This is a genomic window from Dyella sp. PARNA 12/25, assembly GCF_055702865.1.
The window spans coordinates 63,632-83,485 of sequence record NZ_JBVQCI010000009.1; the positions used below are offsets into that span (position 1 = coordinate 63,632).

Sequence of the window (19,854 nt, forward strand, 5' to 3'; positions counted from 1 at the left end):
TCATGGCATTCAGTACTGGAAGTGGTAAGGGCCCGATGGCTGACATCAACGTCACGCCGCTGGTCGACGTGATGCTGGTGTTGCTGATCATCTTCATGATCACGGCGCCGATGCTTACCCACAAAGTGAAGATCGATCTTCCGCAGCCCAATCCGAACGTCATTCAGCCTGAGAACCCGCCGGAGCCGGTTCGCCTGAAGATTGACCAGTCGGGTGCGCTGTACTGGAACGACACGCCGGTGGACGAGCTGGGCCTCAAGGCGCAGCTTGCCGTGATCGGTGGTCTGGGCGATCCGGCCAAGCAGCCGGAAGTGCAGATCAACGCAGCCGACGCTGTTGCTTACGAGCATGTGGCCCGCGTTCTGGCCGATGCGAAGAGCTACGGTCTGACCAAGATTGGCTTCACTGAAGGCGAGTGATTCCGAAGGGAATCACAGTAACACTACCCTTTAAACCCCCGCCTGGTGCGGGGGTTTTTTTTGGCCGGATCAGGGGTAGTGTTCTAGCTGTTTAGACGGCTAAACAAACTGGAAACTGAGGCGATCGTGGTCGCGCACAAGTGCGCTCCTACAACACAGCGATCTCTCTGTAGGAGCGCACTTGTGCGCGACCGCGCCCATCACTAACTCTGCGCGGGGACTACCCTCAGCGAAGAATCTGCAGATAGTTCCGCACCGTCGGCGCAAGGCCGTCATACAGCGCTTCGCCGATCAACGCATGCCCAATGGAAACTTCCGCCAGGCCCGGAATGGCAGCCTTGAACGTACCGAGATTCGCCTGGCTCAAATCATGACCTGCATTCACCGCAAGGCCAGCATGTTGCGCGCGCCGCGCGGTATCCGCACAACGCTCCAGCTCCTCCTGCACATGGCCTTCGGCAAACGCTTCAGCGTAAGGGCCGGTATAGATTTCGATGCGCTGAATGCCGATCGCCACTGCGGCTTCGAAACCTGTTGCACCCGAATCAACGAACACGCTCACGCGACAACCGATATCTCGCAGTTCGGTCACCAGCGGCCGAAGCGTATCTATGTCACGCGTAAGGTCAAAACCATGGTCGGACGTAATCTGGCCATCGCCATCGGGTACCAGTGTGACCTGGGTCGGGCGGACCTCACGAGCTAACTCAATCAGCCCGGGATACGAGCCACGTGCTGGCGCAAAGGGGTTGCCCTCGATGTTGTACTCGACGCGCCCGCGCGCCAGGGCGGCGAGTGCGCGCACATCGTCGGGACGGACATGACGCTGATCCGGACGCGGATGCACCGTGATGCCGCCACAACCGGCATCAATGCACGTGTGCGCGGCGCGAAGTATGTCGGGCTCGGTACCACCGCGTGAATTACGTAGTACAGCGATCTTGTTGACGTTGACGCTAAGCAGGGTCATGGGCGGAGCATTACTCGCAGCAAGGGCGGCACAGGGCGCCGCAACAATAGCGGGTTGGACACAGTGCGCCGATCAGCTGGCGTCGACAAGTGTCCACTGTCGGATACGTCGTGGCGGGCCTAGCCACGCCAGCGTGCCGATATGGGCGTCATCCAGCGCGAGTCGGCGCAGTTGCCACTGGTTTGCCTCGTGCCCTTCCAGGCGCCCCAGCACCGGCAGATCGGAGGAACCACCAATGCTTAGTCGATCCAGACCAAAGGCCAGCCCTCGCCCCAGCGCCTTCAGTACGGCTTCCTTGGCGGTCCAAAGCTCCAGGAAAGCGCGGTCGCGGCGTTCGGCTGGTAGCGCTTCAAGCGCGGCAGCTTCGTCCGGGCTAAAATAGCGCTGCGCGATCGGCACCGCTTTTGGATGGGGCCGCAAGCGCTCCAGATCGACACCGGGCAGTACGCCGCGGGCGATGGCAATCAGCGCCTGATCGTGGCTGTGCGACCAGTTGAAGGAAAAGGCATCACGCTGGGCGCCGGCGAGCGCCGGCCGACCGTGTTCGGATACCTCCAGCTGCACCTCATCCGCGGGCAGTCCGAGATAAGCACCCAGCATGGCCAGCAAGGGTGCACGCCTGGTGTGGTGGTCGTAGGCCAGCCGCCAGACATGAATCTCGTCATCACCCAGCTGCTCTGCTACTTTCGCTGGCGTCTGGCCGTCCGTCGTCATCATCCCTCCATGTTGCCGGGTGAATGGCGATACTTACAAGCGTGGTGGGCGCCCAGGTGCGCGTGCCATCAATCCTTTACCTGAGCACGGAAGCGCACACTACGGAGAATTGGGCTTGATCGCCGGATGGTTGCTGCTGCTGGTTTCGCTGTTCTACGTGGGGCTGCTATTCGTGGTGGCCTACGCGGGCGATCGACGGCCGCTTTATCCCCGCCAACCTCGGCTGCGCCCGATCGTGTACAGCCTGGCGCTCGCGGTGTACTGCTCATCGTGGACGTTCTATGGCGCCGTTGGCACCGCAGCGCGTGAGGGGTTGGCGTATCTGCCCATTTTCCTGGGCCCCATTCTGCTGTTTGTGTTCGGCTTTGGTTTGCTGCGTCGCTTGGTACTCGTCGCACGCCAACGCAACATCACCTCGATTGCCGACTTTATCGGCGCACGCTTTGGTAAATCACACGGGTTGGGTGCTCTCGTCGCCATCATCGCGGTGATCGCCGTCGTGCCCTACCTCGCCTTACAGTTCAAGGCGGTGGCCATGTCTTACGCCGTACTGGGTGATCTCGGTGTTCCCGGTGCCCCCCAGTTTGGTGACGCCGCACTGTGGTGCGCCGTCCTGTTGGCCACGTTCTCCATTCTGTTCGGCACGCGCACCATCGATGCGACAGAACATCACCACGGCATGATGTTGGCCATCGCGGTCGAATCGCTGATCAAGCTCGTGGTGTTCATTGTGCTGGCTGTTTATGCACTGTGGCGTGGCCCCGGGCTGCTGGCTACGGCGCACATTCCGGCAGAACAGCTATCCCATGGCGTATCGCCGGGCTTTCTCGCGCAAACACTGCTGGCGTTCTGCGCCATGTTCTGTCTGCCTCGCCAGTTCCAGATCGGCGTCGTGGAATGCGAAGACCCCAAGGACCTCACGCGGGCGCGCTGGCTGTTCCCGGTGTACATGGTGATTGTGAGCCTTGCGGTGTTGCCCATCGTGGCCGCCGGCTTGCACCTGCCACAGGTGCAGATGGGCAACAAGGACGCGTGGGTACTCACCCTGCCGATGGCGCATGGCGATCGGGTCATGGCGCTGCTTGCCTTCATCGGCGGGTTCTCCGCCGCCACCGGCATGGTGATCGTGTCATCGGTGGCATTGTCGACCATGATCAGCAACGATCTGGTCATGCCGATGCTGTTGCGCGTGCGTCGCTTCAAGCTTGATCGACACGATGATCTTTCGCAGCTGGTGCTGCTGGTGCGTCGCATCGCCATCATCGCGCTCGCCGCCATGGCCTATGTGTACTACCGCGTGGTGGCCGACAGCGCCAACCTTGCCGCCACTGGCTTGCTCGCATTCGCCGCAGTGGCACAGTTTGCGCCCGCGATCGTGGCGGCGCTGTACTGGCACAGCGCAAGCCGCAAAGGTGTTGCGGTGGGCCTTACCGCGGGTTTCATGGTGTGGGGTTATACCCTGCTGTTGCCGGCCATGAATCGCGGCGCACCGTGGCTCGACACGGGCCCCATGGGCCTCAGCTGGCTGCAGCCGCAGGCCTTGTTTCACCTGAGTGGCTGGGACCCCGTCATGCACGGTACGTTCTGGTCTCTGCTGGTGAACGTCGCATGCCTGATCTTTGTATCGCTGCGTTTCCGCCCCAGTCTGGAGGAACGCTTGCACGCGGCAATGTTTGTCGACCCCTATGCCATCGATAACCGCGGTGCGGGCGACTGGCGTGGTCGCGTGGCAGTGGCAGATTTGCGCACCATCGCTGAGCGTATCGTTGGCGAACGCGCGAGCGAGCGCGCGTTTGATGAGTACGCCGAGCGCCGTGGCAAACCACTTCAGTCGGGTGAAGCCGCTGATCGCTCCCTGATCCAATACACCGAACGTCTGCTCGCAGCTGCCGTCGGTGCGGCGAGTGCGCGCCGTATTCTCATGAGCGCCTTGTCCGGTTCCGGTCTCGATATCGCCGAAGCCATGGCACTGATGGACGAGGCATCCCAGGAACTTCGTTTCAATCGCGAACTGCTCTCCACCACGCTGGAGAACGTATCGCAGGGTATCAGCGTGGTGGATGCCGGCATGCGATTGGTGGCGTGGAACCGGCGTTACCTGGAGCTGTTCGATTACCCGGATGGCATGGTCTATGTCGGCGTGCCGGTGGCCGACTTGATTCGCTGGAACGCGGACCACGGTGATTGCGGACCGGGCCAGGCCGAAGCCCATGTCGCCAAGCGCATCGGTCATATGCGTGCGGGCTCGCCGCATGTGTTCCAGCGCATTCGCCCCGATGGCTCAGTGATCGAAATGCGCGGACGCGCCCTGCCAGGTGGTGGCTACGTCACCACGTATACCGACGTCACCGCCTACAAGCACGCCGAGCAGGCGCTGATTGAGGCGAACGAAACCCTCGAGCAACGCGTGGAACGACGTACGGCAGAGCTCAGTGAGGCGCTCAATGCCACAGCGCATGCGCGTCGCGAAGCGGAGGCGGCCAACGCGTCGAAATCGCGCTTTCTGGCTGCCGCCAGTCACGATCTGTTGCAGCCATTGAATGCGGCGCGCCTGTTCACGTCGGCACTCCGGCAACATCCAGGTTTGGATACGGAGGTGGAGCAACTGGCAGAGCGTATTGATGCTTCCTTCCGTGCCGCCGAAGATCTGCTCGATGCCTTGCTGGATACCTCGCGCCTGGATGCCGGCAGTTATCGCGCCGACATCAGCAACTTTGCCTTGTCGGATCTGTTCGACTCGCTGAAGGCGCAGTTTGCCGTCGTTGCCGAACAGCGTGGCCTGCGCCTGCGCGTGGTGCCGACCAAGCTGGCGGTACGCAGTGATCCACAGTTGTTGCGTCGCGTGCTGCAGAATTTCATTTCAAACGCTTTGCGCTACACGCGTGAAGGCAGCGTCCTGCTCGGTGCGCGCCGCATGGGCGAGGACGTCCGCATCGAAGTTTGGGATACCGGCCCAGGCATCGCGGAAGAACAACGCTCGCGGATCTTCGGTGAGTTCCAGCGTCTGGACCGGCCATCGCCGTGGGGCGAGAAGGGCCTAGGCCTTGGCCTGTCCATTTGCGAACGTATCGCCGGCATTCTGCAGCACCGTCTGGAGCTCGACTCGCGCGAAGGCAAGGGCAGCCGCTTCGCCGTTCGCGTGCCGCGCGCGGAAACGGCCGTACCGCGCCGCCGTGCCGCAGCGCATCCCATCTCCAATGAGCAGTTGCCGCTCACCGTGCTGTGCCTCGACAACGATCCTTCGATTCTTGACGGCATGTGTGCCCTGCTGCAGCGCTGGGGCGTGGATTGCCGCACAGCGCTCGATGTGGCTCAGGCCAAGCAGGAACTGCAGCGCGGACGTATCGACTTGATACTCGCCGACTATCATCTGAGCGATGACATGGACGGCCTGCAAGCCCTGCAACAACTACGCGCCGTGTTGGACGAACTGCCTCCCGTCGCGATGATCACCGCCGACGGCAGCAGCGAACTCAAGCAACGTGCACGCGCACTGGGTTATCCACTGCTGCACAAGCCGGTGCGACCGGCGGCGCTACGTGCTTTGCTGACGGCGCTGGTGAGACGGCAAACAGCGTAATGGCGAGAGGTGAATGATGAGGCGTGAGAAGTGAGAGTGGCGAGTGCGCCACTGTCTTCGCACGTCTCTCCACTCACTCCTGGCTTTCGTCATCAGGCATGGTCCGCATCGTTTCCTGGTCGATCGCGAGATGGCTCGCCGCCAGTGCCACCTGAGTGCGGTTGCTGACACCGAGTTTGCGCATGATGGCGGTCATATGCGCTTTCACCGTGGCTTCCGATACGCCAAGGTCATAGGCGATCTGCTTATTGAGCAAGCCTTCGGCGATCATGGTGAGCACACGAAACTGCTGCGGCGTGAGGGTGGCCACGCGGTCGGCCACAGCTGCTTCGTCAGGCTTCAGTTCCGCGCCGCCACCCACCAGTTGATGCGGCAGCCACACATCGCCGTCGAGCACCTTGCGGATCGCGGTGATGATCTCCTCACCCGGCGTGGACTTGGGGATATAGGCCGCTGCGCCATGCGCAAGCGCGCGCCGCGCCACCTGCACGTCCTCGTGTCCTGACACCACGATGGTCGGCAGGCCTGGAAACTGGCCGCGAATATGCGCCAAAGCTGAATAGCCTCGCGCGCCGGGCATGTGCAGATCCAGCAGCAACAGCTCCGCATCCGGGTACTGTTCGATCAAGCTGAGCAGGCTGTACACGCTATCGGCGCAATGCACCTGCGCATCAGGAACGGCTGCCACCACGGCACGCTGCAGCGCGTCGCGGAACAAGGGATGGTCGTCGGCAATCAGTACGTCAGGCATGTTGTTTCATTGCTTTTTTGTAGGAGCGCACCCTGTGCGCGATCAACGTGCGACACGGTATCAGCGTAGCGCCGAGGTCGCGCACAAGTGCGCTCCTACAGGAGGCACTTACTTGATCAGTCGCTCGTCCACGAGGTTCTTCACCACGCCAGGGTCAGCCAGCGTGGAAATGTCGCCCAGCTGGTCCGTGGCGTTTTCGCCAATCTTGCGCAGGATACGGCGCATGATTTTACCGGAGCGCGTCTTGGGCAGGCCCGGCGCCCACTGCAGGTAATCCGGCGTGGCGATGGGGCCGATTTCCTTGCGCACCCATGCGATGAGTTCCTTGCGCAACTCGTCGCTGCCCGCTTCGCCGGCGACCAGCGTCACGTAGGCGTAGATGCCCTGACCCTTGATCTCGTGCGGGCAGCCCACCACGGCCGCTTCCGCCACCTTCGGATGCGACACCAAGGCGCTTTCGACTTCCGCCGTGCCGATGCGATGGCCACTCACATTGATCACGTCATCGACGCGACCGGTGATCCAGTAGTAACCGTCTTCGTCACGACGCACACCATCGCCGGTGAAGTAGTTGCCGGGATAGGCACTGAAATACGTATCGATGAACCGTTGGTGGTCACCGTAAACCGTGCGCATCTGGCCAGGCCACGAATCGCTGAGCACCAGGTTGCCCTCGGTAGCACCCTTCAACACGTTGCCGCTGGCATCCACCACGGCCGGCACGATGCCGAAGAACGGCTTGGTCGCCGAGCCGGGCTTGGTGTCGATGGCGCCTGGCAGCGGGGTAATCAGGATGCCGCCGGTTTCGGTCTGCCACCACGTATCCACAATCGGGCAACGCTCGTCGCCTACCACGCGGTAATACCACTCCCAGGCTTCCGGGTTAATCGGCTCGCCCACCGAGCCGAGCAGGCGCAGCGACGCGCGCGACGCTTTCTTCACCGGGCCTTCACCCTCGCGCATCAGCGCGCGGATGGCGGTGGGCGCGGTGTAGAACAGCGTGACCTTGTGCTTGTCCACCACGTTCCAGAAGCGGCTGGTATCCGGGTAGTTCGGCACGCCGTCAAACATCAACGTGGTGCCGCCGTTAGCGAGCGGGCCGTACACCACGTAGCTGTGACCCGTGACCCAACCCACGTCGGCGGTGCACCAGTACACGTCGTCCTCGCGCAGGTCGAACACCAGTTCGTGCGTGTAGCTGACATACACAAGGTAACCACCCGACGTATGCAGCACGCCCTTCGGCTTGCCGGTGGAGCCGGAGGTGTAAAGGATGAACAGCGGGTGCTCGGCCTCCAGCGGAGTCGGCGGGCAGTCGGCCGATTGGCCGTCCATCAGCGTGTGGTAGTAGCGGTCGCGCGGCGATTGCATGGGCACTGCGCTGCCGGTGCGACGCACCACGATCACGGTTTCCACGCTGTTGGTGCCGGGGCGCTCCAGCGCAGCATCCACATTGACCTTGAGCGGAATCTTCTTGCCGCCGCGCGTGCCCTCATCTGCCGTAATTACGACCTTGGCGGTGGAGTCGGCGATGCGGCCAGCCAGCGAATCAGGCGAGAAGCCGCCAAACACCACTGAATGGATGGCGCCGATGCGTGCGCAGGCCAGCATGGCCACCGCCGCTTCAGGGATCATCGGCAGATAAATCGCAACGCGATCGCCCTTGGTGACGCCAAGGTGCTTCAGCGTATTGGCGAACTTGCACACTTCCGTGTGCAACTCCCTATAAGTGATATGGCGCGACTCGTTGGGGTCGTCGCCCTCGAAGATGATGGCGGTCTTGTCGCCACGCGTGGCAAGGTGGCGATCCAGGCAGTTGGCCGAGACATTCAGCTCACCATCTTCATACCAGCGGATATGCAGGTTGTGTGGGTCGAAGGAGACATTCTTGATCTTGCTCGGCGCTTTGCTCCACTGCAGGCGCTGGCCCACCTTGCCCCAGAAACCCTCCGGATCCTTCACGGATTCGGCGTAAAGCCGCTCGTAATCATCCTTGCTGATGCGGGCTTTGGCGGCGAACTCGGGCTTGACGGGGTAGAGCTTGGTCATCTGGGGCTCCTGCGGCCGGATCGCCGGCCTCATCATGCGTGGTGAATGCCGCATGGCAGCACTGCCAGCGGTGACCACCGAGTGTAGCGGTTGCCCGGTGATCGGTACGTTCTGCCTCGCTTTCGACTTTGGTCGAGGTTCGACCAATGGGGAATAGGCGACCGCGTTGCAGCATGGACATGCTCGGTCTGTCATCGACCTGGGGAGGACGCCATGACACAACCGATCACCGCCCGCCGCAGCCGGTTACTCGCGCTCAGCATCGCCTGCGCGCTCGCCCTGCCTTTGGGTGCACACGCGCAAAACACTCCGGCAAGCACGGCAAGGACCAACACGCGCGAACAGCAACTCGAAAGGCGGGTGAATCAGCTGGAGCAGGAACTGGCCGAGCTCAAGGCCATGATCCAGGAACAGAAGGCGGCCACCAGCCAGGCCAGTCAGACGGCTCAGACCGCTCAGGTCACGGCCGAAAAGGCCAATACCACCGCACAGGCCGCACAGACCAAGGTGGAGTCGGCACCCGCGCCACAGTTCACCACGGCCAAGGGTCTGACCGTGGCTTTGCATGGCTTCGTCAGCGCTTCTGGCTTCGGCCAGGACAAGACCTTTCTCAACTACGGTAACGGCCAGAACGCCCTGGTGGTGGCGCCGACCACCGCGGCCAACAAGGCGAACGGCTATGACGGCTCGCTCAGCGGATTCGACGTGCGCAACACGCGCTTCTGGCTGGACATCACCGGTGCGAAGTTCAACGAGGACTGGGGTGGCGGCGGACGCATCGAGATGGACTTCTTCGGTGGCAACAACGGCACGGGCGCCTATGCGCAGCAGCAGCCTATCCCGCGCCTGCGCCAGGCCTACATGGACATCACCAATCCGAACAGCGGCAGCACCATCCGCATCGGCCAGCAGTGGGACCTGATGTTCCCGTTGGATAACACGCCAACCTCGCTGAGCCACATCGCCTTCCCGCTTGGTTACGGCACCGGCTTTGTTGGCTGGCGCTTCCCGGGCGTGATCTGGATGCAGGATCTCAACCACGGATCGGACGGCATCAAGTGGCGACTGGATATGGCCGTGCTAGAGGGTAATTGGGGCGGCCCGCAAAACGAGGCCGGCAACGCCAACACCAACTACCTCAATGCCGGCGCCGCCAACTTCCGGCCGCAAGTGGAGGCTCGCCTCCGTGCGCAGGGCAGCAACTGGCTGGCTTACTTCGCCGCGCACTATTCAGAGATCAAAGTCGCGGGTGTGGGCGATATCAATAAGAAGCCACTGGAAAACACGCTCGACAGCGTTGGCTACGAGCTGGGCGCGCAGTGGAGGCCCGGACCGTGGACGCTCAAGGGCCTGATCTACGGTGGCAAGGCCTTGGGTGAAATCTTCGGCGCCATGTCGCAGTTCGGCGACATCAATGAGTCGGGTGGTTTTGTGCAGGCCACTTACAACTTCACTCCGAAGTGGAGCGTCAACGGCTTCTTCTCGGCGAATCGGCCGAACAACGACGACGTCATCAAGTGGACCACCACCAGCCCGACCGCGGGCCAGGCTCTGCTGCGTAGCAACCTTTCCGCCCTCAGCGTGCAGTACGCCTCGGGCAACTACGAGCTGGGCGTGGAGTGGATGTACAACCGGTTGCGTTGGCAATTGGGCTCGGAAGGTCCGCGCCAGAACACCAGCGGCAATCAGGTCAGCGTGAGCGGTCTGTACAAGTTCTAAGCAAGCGACGCGGCGGCAGCGCGCAGCACGCTGCCGCCGGTTCAACCGGGTAGGGCATGGAGATGCCCCAACCGTGAACAAGGAGAGGGAAGCACAGGGTGGCCGCCGCCGCTCTAGAGGTTTGCACCCTGAAGAAAGCCATCCATCGACCTGATTGAATGTGACAACGAGGGCAACACTATGGCCACGACCGCCGTCGACATGCGCGGATCGCTCAACACCAGCCACCGCCGCGTCATTCTGGCTTCCAGCCTGGGCACGGTATTTGAGTGGTATGACTTCTATCTGTACGGCTCGCTTGCGGCGCTGATCGGCAAACACTTCTTCAGCGGGCTCAATGAAACAAGCCAGTTCATTTTTGCGCTGCTGGCGTTTGCCGCGGGTTTCGCAGTACGCCCGTTTGGCGCCATTGTGTTTGGCCGTCTAGGCGACATGATCGGTCGCAAGTACACCTTCCTCATCACCATCGTCATCATGGGTCTGTCGACCTTCTTTGTCGGCTTGCTGCCCGGCTACGCGAGCATCGGTGTCGCCGCGCCTATCATCCTTATCGCCTTGCGCCTGCTGCAGGGCCTGGCACTGGGCGGCGAGTATGGCGGCGCTGCCACCTACGTGGCCGAGCATGCTCCGGATGGCAAGCGTGGTCTGTACACGAGCTTTATTCAGATCACGGCGACATTCGGTTTGTTCCTTTCGCTGCTGGTGATCCTTGGTACACGCCTGAGCGTCGGTGATGCCGCCTTCGACAGCTCGTGGTGGCGCTTCCCCTTCCTGGTGTCGTCGTTGTTGCTGGCCGTGTCGGTGTACATCCGCCTCCAGCTCTCCGAATCGCCGGTGTTCCAGCAGATGAAAGCCGAGGGCCGGCACTCCAAGGCACCGCTCACTGAAGCGTTTGGCCGGTGGAGTAACCTCAAACTGGTCATCCTTGCGCTGCTTGGCGCAACCGCAGGTCAAGCCGTGGTGTGGTACACGGGCCAGTTCTATGCGCTGTACTTCCTGACTCAAAGCCTCAAGATCGACGGCACCACCGCCAACCTTTTGATAGCCGCCGCACTCGCCATCGGCACGCCGTTCTTCGTACTGTTTGGATGGCTATCTGATCGCATAGGTCGCAAGTCCATCGTGCTGGCCGGTTGCCTTCTTGCTGCGCTCACCTACTTCCCTATCTTCAAAGGCCTCACCCACTTCGGTAATCCCGCTATCGAAGCGGCAGCAGCAACCGCACCGGTCAAAGTCATCGCTGACCGCAACGCTTGCAGTTTCCAGTTCGACCCGGTGGGTAAAACCCGGTTTACCAGTTCGTGCGATGTGGCCAAGAGCGCATTGGCCAAGAGAGGCATTCCGTATACCAACATCGCCGCGGAGCGGGGCGCCGTAGCTCAGGTGACCATTGGCGACCGGACTATCGCTTCCTTCGAAGGCGGTGCACTGGATAGCAAAGCATTTACCGAACAGAGCAAAGCCTTCGGCACCGAGCTGGGCGCTGCGCTCAAGACCGCCGGGTATCCCGAAAAAGCCGACCCCGCCCAACGCAACGACGTCATGCTGATCGTGTTGCTGTCGATTCTGGTGTTCTACGTGACCATGGTGTACGGGCCGATTGCGGCATGGCTGGTGGAGATGTTCCCCACCCGCATCCGCTACACCTCCATGAGCTTGCCGTACCACATCGGCAATGGGTGGTTTGGCGGTTTCGTGCCCACCATTGGCTTCATGCTGGTGGCATGGAAGGGTGATATCTACTACGGGCTGTGGTATCCCATCATCGTGGCTCTAGGCACATTCTTCATCGGCCTGCTGTTCCTGCGCGAAACCAAGGATGTGGATATTCGCCACTGATTATCCACATGGCATCGATGGCAAGAGCGCGACGGGAAACTGTCGCGCTCTTGCTTTTTGGAAATGCCATCCGATCAACAAATAGTCGAGCGCTGGATCGGAGTCGTCATCCCTGCGAAGGCAGGGATCCAGCGTCCTTGTTTTTGCTGGGAATCAGGTCGGGAGAACAACAGGCACTGGATCCCTGCTTTCGCAGGGATGACGAGCCGAAATCCGGCTTCCACCTGTGACCAACCATCAAGCATCAGATACCACTAGCGCTGAGCCAAACAAGCCTGCAAAAGCGCAAGCACCCGCGGCTGCAGCTATTGCACGCGTTGACATCGGACAACGCGAATCCAGTCGAAGGCAACATGCGGTGGCACTTCCGACTGTGTCCGTGCAATGACCCGACATCGATGGGCTGGACAATCTCCATACCGGAATTCGCCGAGATGGATCGGCAGTTCACTTGGCACTACCCGCTGAAATCCCTGGCGGATGCCCAGGTGCCCCAACTGAGCAATTTTGTAGGAGCGCAGTTGTGCGCGACCGCAACCTGGGGGGGCTAGCGACCGCGGACGGTGGGGGTCGCGCACAAGTGCGCTCCTACAGGACCTCGGTAGCGTGCGAGGTGTCGCGCCCGCTGAGACGTCACAGGCGCAAGCTTAGGCCCATGCCCGATATCCCCATGCCGCTGCAGGCCCTCAAGGGCCGTGGTGCCGCTTCCAATCCGGAAGGGCGCTTCGAATCGATCCGTCATCATGCCGAGGACGACGGCTGGCAAAGCCTGCTGCTGGATGAGCAAGCCCCGCGTCCGCGCACCGAAGTCACCGAAGAGCGCGCCCGCAGCGTCCTCACTCGCAATGACTCGCCGGACATCGACTTCGATCAGGCACTCAATCCCTATCGTGGCTGCGAACACGGCTGCATTTACTGCTTCGCGCGGCCCTCGCACAGCTATCTCAACCTGTCACCCGGGTTGGACTTTGAAACCAAGCTGCGCGCCAAGAGTAATCTCGCTGAGGTGCTTCGCCATGAACTGGGGCGCCCTGGCTATAAGGTGAGCCCCATCAACATCGGCAGCAACACCGACCCCTATCAACCTGTCGAGCGTCGTTGGAAACTCACCCGCGCCGCGCTCGAAGTGCTGGCGGAATGTCATCACCCATGCACCATCGTTACCAAGAACGCCATGGTGGAACGCGATCTGGACATCCTCGCTCCCATGGCCAAAGAAGGTCTGGTGCAAGTGTTTGTCTCAATCAACTCACTCGACAACCATCTCGCATCCAAACTTGAACCGCGTGCGAGTGCACCACACCGTCGCATTCAGGCCGTCCGCACCTTGGCGGAGGCCGGTGTGCCGGTAGGTGTGCTGGTGGCACCCATCATCCCCGCACTCAACGACCGCGACATGGAAGCCGTGCTCGAGCAAGCCGCTGATGCTGGCGCCCGCTGTGCGGGTTACACGACGCTACGCCTGCCGTATGAGCTGAAAGCGCTGTTCCGCGAATGGCTCGTGTTGCATGTGCCGCAACGCGCCGAACATGTCATGAGCCTGGTGCAGCAAATGAACGGCGGCCGCGATTACGACAGCAACTTCGCCACGCGCATGCGTGGACATGGTGTGTTTGCTGAACTCATTCGCCGCCGCTTTGACATCGCGTGCCGCAAGCACGGCTTTGGCCGCGCTCGCGAATTGTGGCTGGACACCACCCGGTTCGTACCGCCGCGCGAACCTTCACCGCAAGGTGAGCTGTTCTGACGCCTACCAAACGACGCGCACACCTAGCCGCCCACCCATACCGTGGCTGTTGCCCACGCCAATGGTGTGGCTGTACTCCAGCGAGCCAAACAGACTCACCATCGAGCTAAGCTGCGCGGCGGTGCCCAGTTGCGCTTCAGCCCACCTCCCACCCAGGCTGGTCTGGAACGGAAAGGCGGCGGGCCCGCTGACAGCGGCGAACGTGGTTTTGGGGTCCGGACCCATGACATCCCAGAAGTTCACGCGCGCCCAGCCGGTGATGGGGTAGTTATTGCCCCACGTCCAGTCACGCACCAGCCGAAGGCCGAGGCGGCCATACAGTGCGTTGCTTCCGTTGTATTGGATCTGCGCATAGGGATCGCGCACGTCGTTGAGCGATACACGTTGGTAGATCAGTTGCCCTTGCGGCTCCAGCGACCACCCGTTACCGATCACGTACGGACGCCCACCTTCCAGCGAAGCGGTAAGCCCCCATCCCGAAGTCTTCAGTTCCAGTCCGTAGATCGAGCGCGCCTTGATGTTGTCAACGCGTGTCGCCTGCAACACCGTATCAACATACCAACCGTTGTCGCCTTTGCGCGTCCAGTAGCCACCCAGCGTATAGCCGTTCATGTCGACGGTACCCGCTTCCATGCCATCGTAAACACTCTTCACGTTGCTGGTGATGCGATTGGCCCCGAAATACACACCAGACATAGTGCGCAATCCATTGTCGTCTGCGCGGTAAAGGTCCAGGCCGGTCTGAAACCCATAGAAGTCGTAGTTGTACGACGGGCCGTACGTTGAGAAACGGTTGTAGTGGTCATACTGGTCGCTGGCGCCGTAGCCAACACTGTTGCTGCCACCGAATACACGCCCCCAGCCGCTGCTGGGATTGAAGCCTGTGTTGTCCGATGCGCCAAGTCCCGCGTAGTCCTCGCCCTGACGATCGTGATACGTGCCAAGCATCTCCAAGCCCAGTTGAATCGCCAGCACCGGCACGGCCATATCCACCGGCGCCTCGGGGCGATAGTTGGGCAAGGGTGGACTGGGAGGTGCCGGAGGAATGGGCGGATAAGGCGGCGCCGGCGGGTCCGGCGGCACGGGTGGTCCTGGCGGTCCCGGGGGTGAAGGCGGCGCGGGTGGCACCGGTGGCACCGGTGGCGGCGTGAAGGTATCGCGCAAGAACCAGTCGTCGCCATTCACCGACCCACCGCGAAACAGTTCGTACTCAAACGGTCCCGCCGCAACGCGTTGGCCGAGTACAAACGAATTGGCGTTGGTCGTGGCACCGTTGATCGTCGCCACCAGTTGAATGCCGTCACCCACAGTAATACCGCCCGCACCGCCGACATTGTTGACGATGATGGACGCGGTACCGCTGGTGGTGGTGCGACTAAGCAGCAACCGATCGCTGTTCTGTACGGTCGCGTCGTTGAGCTCGGTGTTGAACAAGATCGTGCTTCCCGGCACAAAATTCACGTTGGCTGCATCCATGCCAAACACGCTGCGTACACCTGGCTGACGTCCGGCGAGATTAAGTATCGAGCCGGTTTGAAAGGTCACCTGATCAGCCACGATCGCGCCAAACACACCACCTTGCAGCATGGCGCCGTTGTCGACCGTAAACGTACTCGGCACTGTTCCATTGACGTTGACATTCGAAGCCCGCACGCCATAAGCCGCCGCATTGGCCACTTCAAACGTGCCGGCTTGAACCTCGGTATTGGCATACACCTGTGACCAGCGGTCCAGCAGTGCGGTGTACTGCGACCCATCAAAACTGACCAGGCCGGCGCCAGTCTTGGTGACCGTGATCAACCCCTTGGTGCCATCGTTCTGAATCGGATCGTAAAAGGTCATGCTGTTGCCCGTGCCCGCATTCAGCACGACTGACGTATCGCTGTTGATGTTGGCGATATAGATGGCATTCGCCCGACTCGCGCCGCCGACGGTCTGCGTGTTACCCGCGAAAACAAGATCGCCACCCGTGGCATTGAGCGTCAAGATCGTGGGATCGAGATAGATAGCGCCACCGAGGTCGCCAGCATGGTTTTGGGCAAACGTCAGTGAGCCACCGGTGACATTCACGGTCATGCCGTTGCCACCCCAAATGGCGCCACCCTGTTGGGTCGCCGTGTTGCCGCTTACGGTCGATACGCCACTGGTATTTAGCGTCACATCGTTCTGATCGTCGTAAATCGCACCGCCAGCCAGGCTTGCCTGATTGTTGGAGAGAGTGACGGCGCCACCGGTGACGGTTACCGGGCCATGCGCGTAAATGGCACCACCATACGTGCCGCTATTGCCGGTGGGGGTGCCAAGTGCGTCAGTCCCACCGACAATCACTGTTGCGCCCGCGTGCCCAATCGACACGCCGCCATTAGACAAAATGGCACCACCGTTCTGCGCTGCCGAGTTGCTGGCAAGCAAGACATCGCCACCGGTCGTCGCCAGGCTCACATCACCCGCCGAGGCGTAGATGGCACCGCCGAAGCCGTCGGATCCCTGGGCTGCGTTACCACTCATGCTCACGCCACCCGTCACGGTGACGTTACCGTTGGCCACATCCATGACGCCACCACGGCCATCCATGGCGGTGTTCTGATCCGCAATGAGGTTGCCGTTCACGGTGACTGACCCGGTGGTGGAGATGCCACCGCCCATCCCAGTCGCCACGTTATTGGAAAGGGTGATGGTGCCGCCGGTTAGCGCGAGGTCGCGGCGAGAGAAAATCGCACCGCCCCCCGCAGGTCCCGGAAGCGCTACCCCAGCACTACTGAAGCCCGCTTTGTTACCGGTGATCGTCAGGGTGCTACCGCTGTTGCCCAGCGAAACCGCGCCATTCGCCGCATAGATCGCGCCGCCATGTATCGACGCGATATTTCCGGTCAACGATACATCGCCGCTGGTGGTTGCCAGGTCCACATCGCCATTGGCAGCGTAAATGGCACCACCCACGCCATTGGCAGCGGCGTAGTGGTTGTGCCGATATTGATCGCACCACCTGCGCGAAAGGCCCCGCCAGGTCCGCCCAGCGATTTGTTGGCATCGACATCAATGCTGCCATAGGAACCATTGATGTCGATGTCCAGACCCTGAATCAGGGCGGTTCGGCCACGACGATCCACAACGTGGCGGCGGGTACCGCCACTACCGATGCGGTCAACGTTGGTCAGCTTCAGCAGTCGCAAAACTGGGCCCAGAACTACACCGACAGCAAGGTCAACCAGATGGGTCGCCGCGCCGACGCGGGCACGGCATCGGCAATTGCTGCTGCCAACCTGCCGCAGGCGTATCAGCCCAACCAGAGCTCGGCGGGCGTGGCGTTCGGCAACTACCGCGGCCAGAACGCCGTGTCGGTCGGTGTCTCCACCATCACCGAGAGCGGTCGCTACATCTTCAAAGCCAGTGCGTCGGCAACCTCGCATGGCGACGCAGGTGTAGGCGTCGGTGCCGGCGTCGTCTGGTAAGCGAACAGCCTGACTCCCTCCGTCCGCGCGACGGTGGGAGTGCTTCCTGCCTCTTGGATCAAGCGGCAACACCGCCAACGAATTCGGGTCACAACATCATGCGTATCACCATCAATACTTTCAGGACCGCTACGCTGGTCCTTGTAGCGACTGCGGCCCTAATCGGTTGCGGCAACGTCAGCCACCATGTCGCCAAGGATGGTCAATCGGCTGGGTCGCTGGTATGGCCAGTGGCAAGCGATACCACGCCGATGCATAAAGGCGGCACGTTCCCCAACCGAGGCAATGTGATGCAGCTGCAGGATGGCCTCAGCAAGCAACAGATTGCCGATCTGGTGGGCTATCCGCACTTCAGCGAAGGTGTGTGGGGCGTGCGTGAGTGGAACTACGTGTTCAACTTCCGCGAGCCAGAAGGCAGTGCGAATGTGGTGACATGTCAGTTCAAGATTCTCTTTGACGACAACAAGATCGCGCACAGTTTCTACTGGCTGCCGGAGTCCTGTGCGCGCTTCCAGAAGCCGCAACAGGCGCCAGCAGCGGCTGCTGCGCAGGTGAGCACCGAGCGAGTCACCTTCGCGGCCGACGCACTGTTCGCCTTCGATCGTTCGTCGATTGCCGATATCACAGGCAGCGGTCGCGCGCAGTTGGACGAGTTGGTGCAGGGCATCCAGCAGCATGCCAAGGATGTTCAGAGCATCCGCGTGCTTGGCTATACCGACCGTCTGGGCAGCGGCGCTTATAACAACACGCTATCGCAGAAGCGCGCCGACTCAGTCAGGAACTACCTGATGAGTCATGGCGTTGACGGCGATCTGATCACGGCGGACGGGCGCGGAAGGTCGGACCCGGTGAAGGAGTGCTCCGACACCGATCATGCTGGCCTGGTTACCTGCCTTGCACCGAATCGCCGAGTGGAGATTCTTATTAACTCCACCCGCAAGGCGGCTGCGCCGAACTGATGGTTGCGCTTGAGATCTGGCGGGCGCGGTGAGGACTGCGCCCGCCTTTATTTACTGTCATCGGTGGGTCGGGCGGCTGGATTGTCGGCGTCATACATACCGCTTCCCACTCACTGGGCGAAAGGTTCTTGGCCTCTGGGCTGGATCTACACCGTCCCTGAGGCGGAAAGCCGAATGGCGACAGGTCATGCCTGAACGATCAGAAGCTTTGGTATATCTACTTTACACATAGATATATTGAGTCAAAATGAGTCCCGGTCAGACTTATCCGGTGTCGCCTTTCGCGACTTACTGGAGGTGTGCGATGAAGACTCAAGCATGGATTTTTACGGTGGCAGGCGTGTGCTTCGCTACCACAGGGTTGGCCTCGGCAATGCCGGCTGCCCATGACATGGCCGCCATGGCCGCGGCGCCGGTCGCTGCGCCCAAGCTGCAGGCTGCGTTACGTACGTTGTGGGAAGGCCATGCCGTGCATACCCGCGAATATGCCCTGGCTGTGCACGCGCACGATGCGGCCAAGGCAAAAGCCGCCGAGGAAGCGGTGGTCGCAAACGCCAAGCAGCTTGCCGAAGCGGTGGGTGGGTTCTATGGCAAGGCAGCAGGTGATCAGACGCTGCAGCTGCTTGCGGGTCACTGGGGCGGCGTGAAGGCGCTGACGGATGCGACGGCCACGAATAACAGCGCTGCCGAACAGAAAGCCATGGCTGATCTCAACACCAACGTGACCGCCATCGCCAAATTCTTCTCCAGCGCCAACCCGAATCTGCCTGAGAACGCGGTGCAAGGCCTGTTTGCCACCCACGTGGCGCATCACGCCAGCGACATTCAGCAAATCATGAAGGGCGATACCAAGGACGAGCAGGCTACCTGGGCCACCATGCAAGCGCATATGAACGCCATTGCAGATGCATTGGCCAGCGGTATCGCCAAGCAATTCCCGGACAAGGCGAGCTAAGCGATGTCCTCGCTCAGGCAACTCGGCACCACGCAGCAGCGCTTGTTGCGCCAACTGCTGATGACCACGGCGGGTGGTACGGTCGAGTCGTTGTGTGAGCAGTTGCATATCAGCCACAACGCGGTACGCCAGCATCTGAGTGCTTTGATGGCTCGCGACTATGTGGAGCGCACGCAGTCGCGTCCCAGTGGCGGTCGGCCGACGGCGTGTTACCGCCTTACGGAGGCGGGGCATGCCTTGTTCCCGCGCAACTACGGCGCGATCGCCACCGCCCTGCTCACGCAGTTGCAGGCGCGGTTTGGCACCGATGGTATGGAGCAGCTACTACGCGAGCTGGGTCATGGGCTGGGTTCACAAGAAGTCGCGCCACCCGCCAGTACGCCGCAAGCGGAGGTGGTGAAGCAGCTTGCGCGGCAGCTCGATGCGCTGGGGTATGAAGCCATCGCAGCGAAGCAGGGCGATGAGTGGCAGGTCGAGGCGTTCAACTGCGTCTTTCACGCTTTGGCGCAACAGCACCCTGAGGTGTGCAAGTTTGATCTTGCCTACATGGAAGCAGCGACTGGGCGACGCATTCATCATATGGAATGCATCGTGCGTGGCGGGCAGATGTGTCGCTTTAGAGTGGGGGCGTCGTTGGCTGTGGAAAACGACGACCCTCCACCTGACTTCCTCTCCCCTACGGGGAGAGGAAGTTAGTGTC

General features: G+C 61.4%; 14 protein-coding genes. 9 read left to right on the plus strand and 5 right to left on the minus strand.

Annotation, left to right across the window (positions count from 1 at the left end):
- Positions 1 to 2 precede the first annotated feature (2 nt).
- On the plus strand, positions 3 to 419 hold the full coding sequence (locus AC0GUR_RS16525) for an ExbD/TolR family protein (protein WP_472878598.1): 417 nt from the start codon (positions 3 to 5) through the stop codon (positions 417 to 419).
- A 226-nt stretch (positions 420 to 645) separates the two neighbouring features.
- Here AC0GUR_RS16525 and AC0GUR_RS16530 read toward each other — a convergent pair whose 3' ends face one another.
- Complete coding sequence (locus AC0GUR_RS16530; protein WP_472878599.1) at positions 646 to 1,389, minus strand: pyridoxine 5'-phosphate synthase; 744 nt, start codon at positions 1,387 to 1,389, stop codon at positions 646 to 648.
- Between the two features lie 72 nt (positions 1,390 to 1,461).
- Positions 1,462 to 2,103, minus strand: a complete 642-nt coding sequence (locus AC0GUR_RS16535) for a 4'-phosphopantetheinyl transferase family protein (RefSeq protein WP_472878600.1) — start codon at positions 2,101 to 2,103, stop codon at positions 1,462 to 1,464.
- A 115-nt stretch (positions 2,104 to 2,218) separates the two neighbouring features.
- Between AC0GUR_RS16535 and AC0GUR_RS16540 the strand changes: the two genes are divergently transcribed.
- A complete protein-coding gene (locus AC0GUR_RS16540; RefSeq protein ID WP_472878601.1) occupies positions 2,219 to 5,683 on the plus strand; it encodes a hybrid sensor histidine kinase/response regulator in 3,465 nt (1,154 codons plus the stop codon).
- Positions 5,684 to 5,756: 73 nt separating this feature from the next.
- On the opposite strand, the gene AC0GUR_RS16545 is transcribed toward AC0GUR_RS16540, so the two are convergent.
- Positions 5,757 to 6,434, minus strand: a complete 678-nt coding sequence (locus tag AC0GUR_RS16545; protein ID WP_472878602.1) for a response regulator transcription factor — start codon at positions 6,432 to 6,434, stop codon at positions 5,757 to 5,759.
- A gap of 108 nt (positions 6,435 to 6,542) precedes the next feature.
- Positions 6,543 to 8,483, minus strand: coding sequence for an acetate--CoA ligase (gene acs / locus AC0GUR_RS16550; protein WP_472878603.1), 1,941 nt, complete (start codon positions 8,481 to 8,483; stop codon positions 6,543 to 6,545).
- 213 nt (positions 8,484 to 8,696) lie between these two features.
- On the opposite strand from acs, the gene AC0GUR_RS16555 reads away from it, so the two are divergent.
- The 3 genes from AC0GUR_RS16555 (at position 8,697) to AC0GUR_RS16565 (ending at position 13,788) form a co-directional block, all read left to right on the plus strand.
- Entirely contained in the window at positions 8,697 to 10,202 is a 1,506-nt protein-coding gene (locus tag AC0GUR_RS16555; protein ID WP_472878604.1) for a hypothetical protein, read from the plus strand.
- A gap of 180 nt (positions 10,203 to 10,382) precedes the next feature.
- Positions 10,383 to 12,041: an MFS transporter gene (locus tag AC0GUR_RS16560; protein WP_472878605.1), complete on the plus strand. Its 1,659-nt coding sequence runs from the start codon at positions 10,383 to 10,385 to the stop codon at positions 12,039 to 12,041.
- 655 nt (positions 12,042 to 12,696) lie between these two features.
- Positions 12,697 to 13,788: a PA0069 family radical SAM protein gene (locus AC0GUR_RS16565; RefSeq protein ID WP_472878606.1), complete on the plus strand. Its 1,092-nt coding sequence runs from the start codon at positions 12,697 to 12,699 to the stop codon at positions 13,786 to 13,788.
- Positions 13,789 to 13,791: 3 nt separating this feature from the next.
- On the opposite strand, the gene AC0GUR_RS16570 is transcribed toward AC0GUR_RS16565, so the two are convergent.
- Positions 13,792 to 16,728 carry an autotransporter family protein gene (locus AC0GUR_RS16570; protein ID WP_472878607.1) on the minus strand — a complete coding sequence of 979 codons (2,937 nt, stop codon included), beginning with the start codon at positions 16,726 to 16,728 and terminating at the stop codon, positions 13,792 to 13,794.
- A 173-nt stretch (positions 16,729 to 16,901) separates the two neighbouring features.
- Here AC0GUR_RS16570 and AC0GUR_RS16575 point away from each other — a divergent pair, with 173 nt between their 5' ends.
- From AC0GUR_RS16575 to AC0GUR_RS16590, 4 genes are all read left to right on the plus strand, one after another.
- Complete coding sequence (locus AC0GUR_RS16575; RefSeq protein ID WP_472878608.1) at positions 16,902 to 17,240, plus strand: YadA-like family protein; 339 nt, start codon at positions 16,902 to 16,904, stop codon at positions 17,238 to 17,240.
- Between the two features lie 98 nt (positions 17,241 to 17,338).
- Positions 17,339 to 18,199, plus strand: coding sequence for an OmpA family protein (locus AC0GUR_RS16580; protein WP_472878609.1), 861 nt, complete (start codon positions 17,339 to 17,341; stop codon positions 18,197 to 18,199).
- Between the two features lie 304 nt (positions 18,200 to 18,503).
- A complete protein-coding gene (locus AC0GUR_RS16585; RefSeq protein ID WP_472878610.1) occupies positions 18,504 to 19,154 on the plus strand; it encodes a hypothetical protein in 651 nt (216 codons plus the stop codon).
- Positions 19,155 to 19,157: 3 nt separating this feature from the next.
- A complete protein-coding gene (locus AC0GUR_RS16590) occupies positions 19,158 to 19,850 on the plus strand; it encodes a helix-turn-helix transcriptional regulator (RefSeq protein WP_472878611.1) in 693 nt (230 codons plus the stop codon).
- Positions 19,851 to 19,854 lie beyond the last annotated feature (4 nt).

Coding starts and splice junctions, on each gene's coding strand:
- AC0GUR_RS16525 (WP_472878598.1), top strand. CDS start 3: ATGGCATTCAGTACTGGAAGTGGTAAGGGCCCGATGGCTGACATCAAC.
- AC0GUR_RS16530 (WP_472878599.1), bottom strand. CDS start 1,389: ATGACCCTGCTTAGCGTCAACGTCAACAAGATCGCTGTACTACGTAAT.
- AC0GUR_RS16535 (WP_472878600.1), bottom strand. CDS start 2,103: ATGACGACGGACGGCCAGACGCCAGCGAAAGTAGCAGAGCAGCTGGGT.
- AC0GUR_RS16545 (WP_472878602.1), bottom strand. CDS start 6,434: ATGCCTGACGTACTGATTGCCGACGACCATCCCTTGTTCCGCGACGCG.
- acs (WP_472878603.1), bottom strand. CDS start 8,483: ATGACCAAGCTCTACCCCGTCAAGCCCGAGTTCGCCGCCAAAGCCCGC.
- AC0GUR_RS16555 (WP_472878604.1), top strand. CDS start 8,697: ATGACACAACCGATCACCGCCCGCCGCAGCCGGTTACTCGCGCTCAGC.
- AC0GUR_RS16560 (WP_472878605.1), top strand. CDS start 10,383: ATGGCCACGACCGCCGTCGACATGCGCGGATCGCTCAACACCAGCCAC.
- AC0GUR_RS16565 (WP_472878606.1), top strand. CDS start 12,697: ATGCCCGATATCCCCATGCCGCTGCAGGCCCTCAAGGGCCGTGGTGCC.
- AC0GUR_RS16580 (WP_472878609.1), top strand. CDS start 17,339: ATGCGTATCACCATCAATACTTTCAGGACCGCTACGCTGGTCCTTGTA.
- AC0GUR_RS16585 (WP_472878610.1), top strand. CDS start 18,504: ATGAAGACTCAAGCATGGATTTTTACGGTGGCAGGCGTGTGCTTCGCT.
- AC0GUR_RS16590 (WP_472878611.1), top strand. CDS start 19,158: ATGTCCTCGCTCAGGCAACTCGGCACCACGCAGCAGCGCTTGTTGCGC.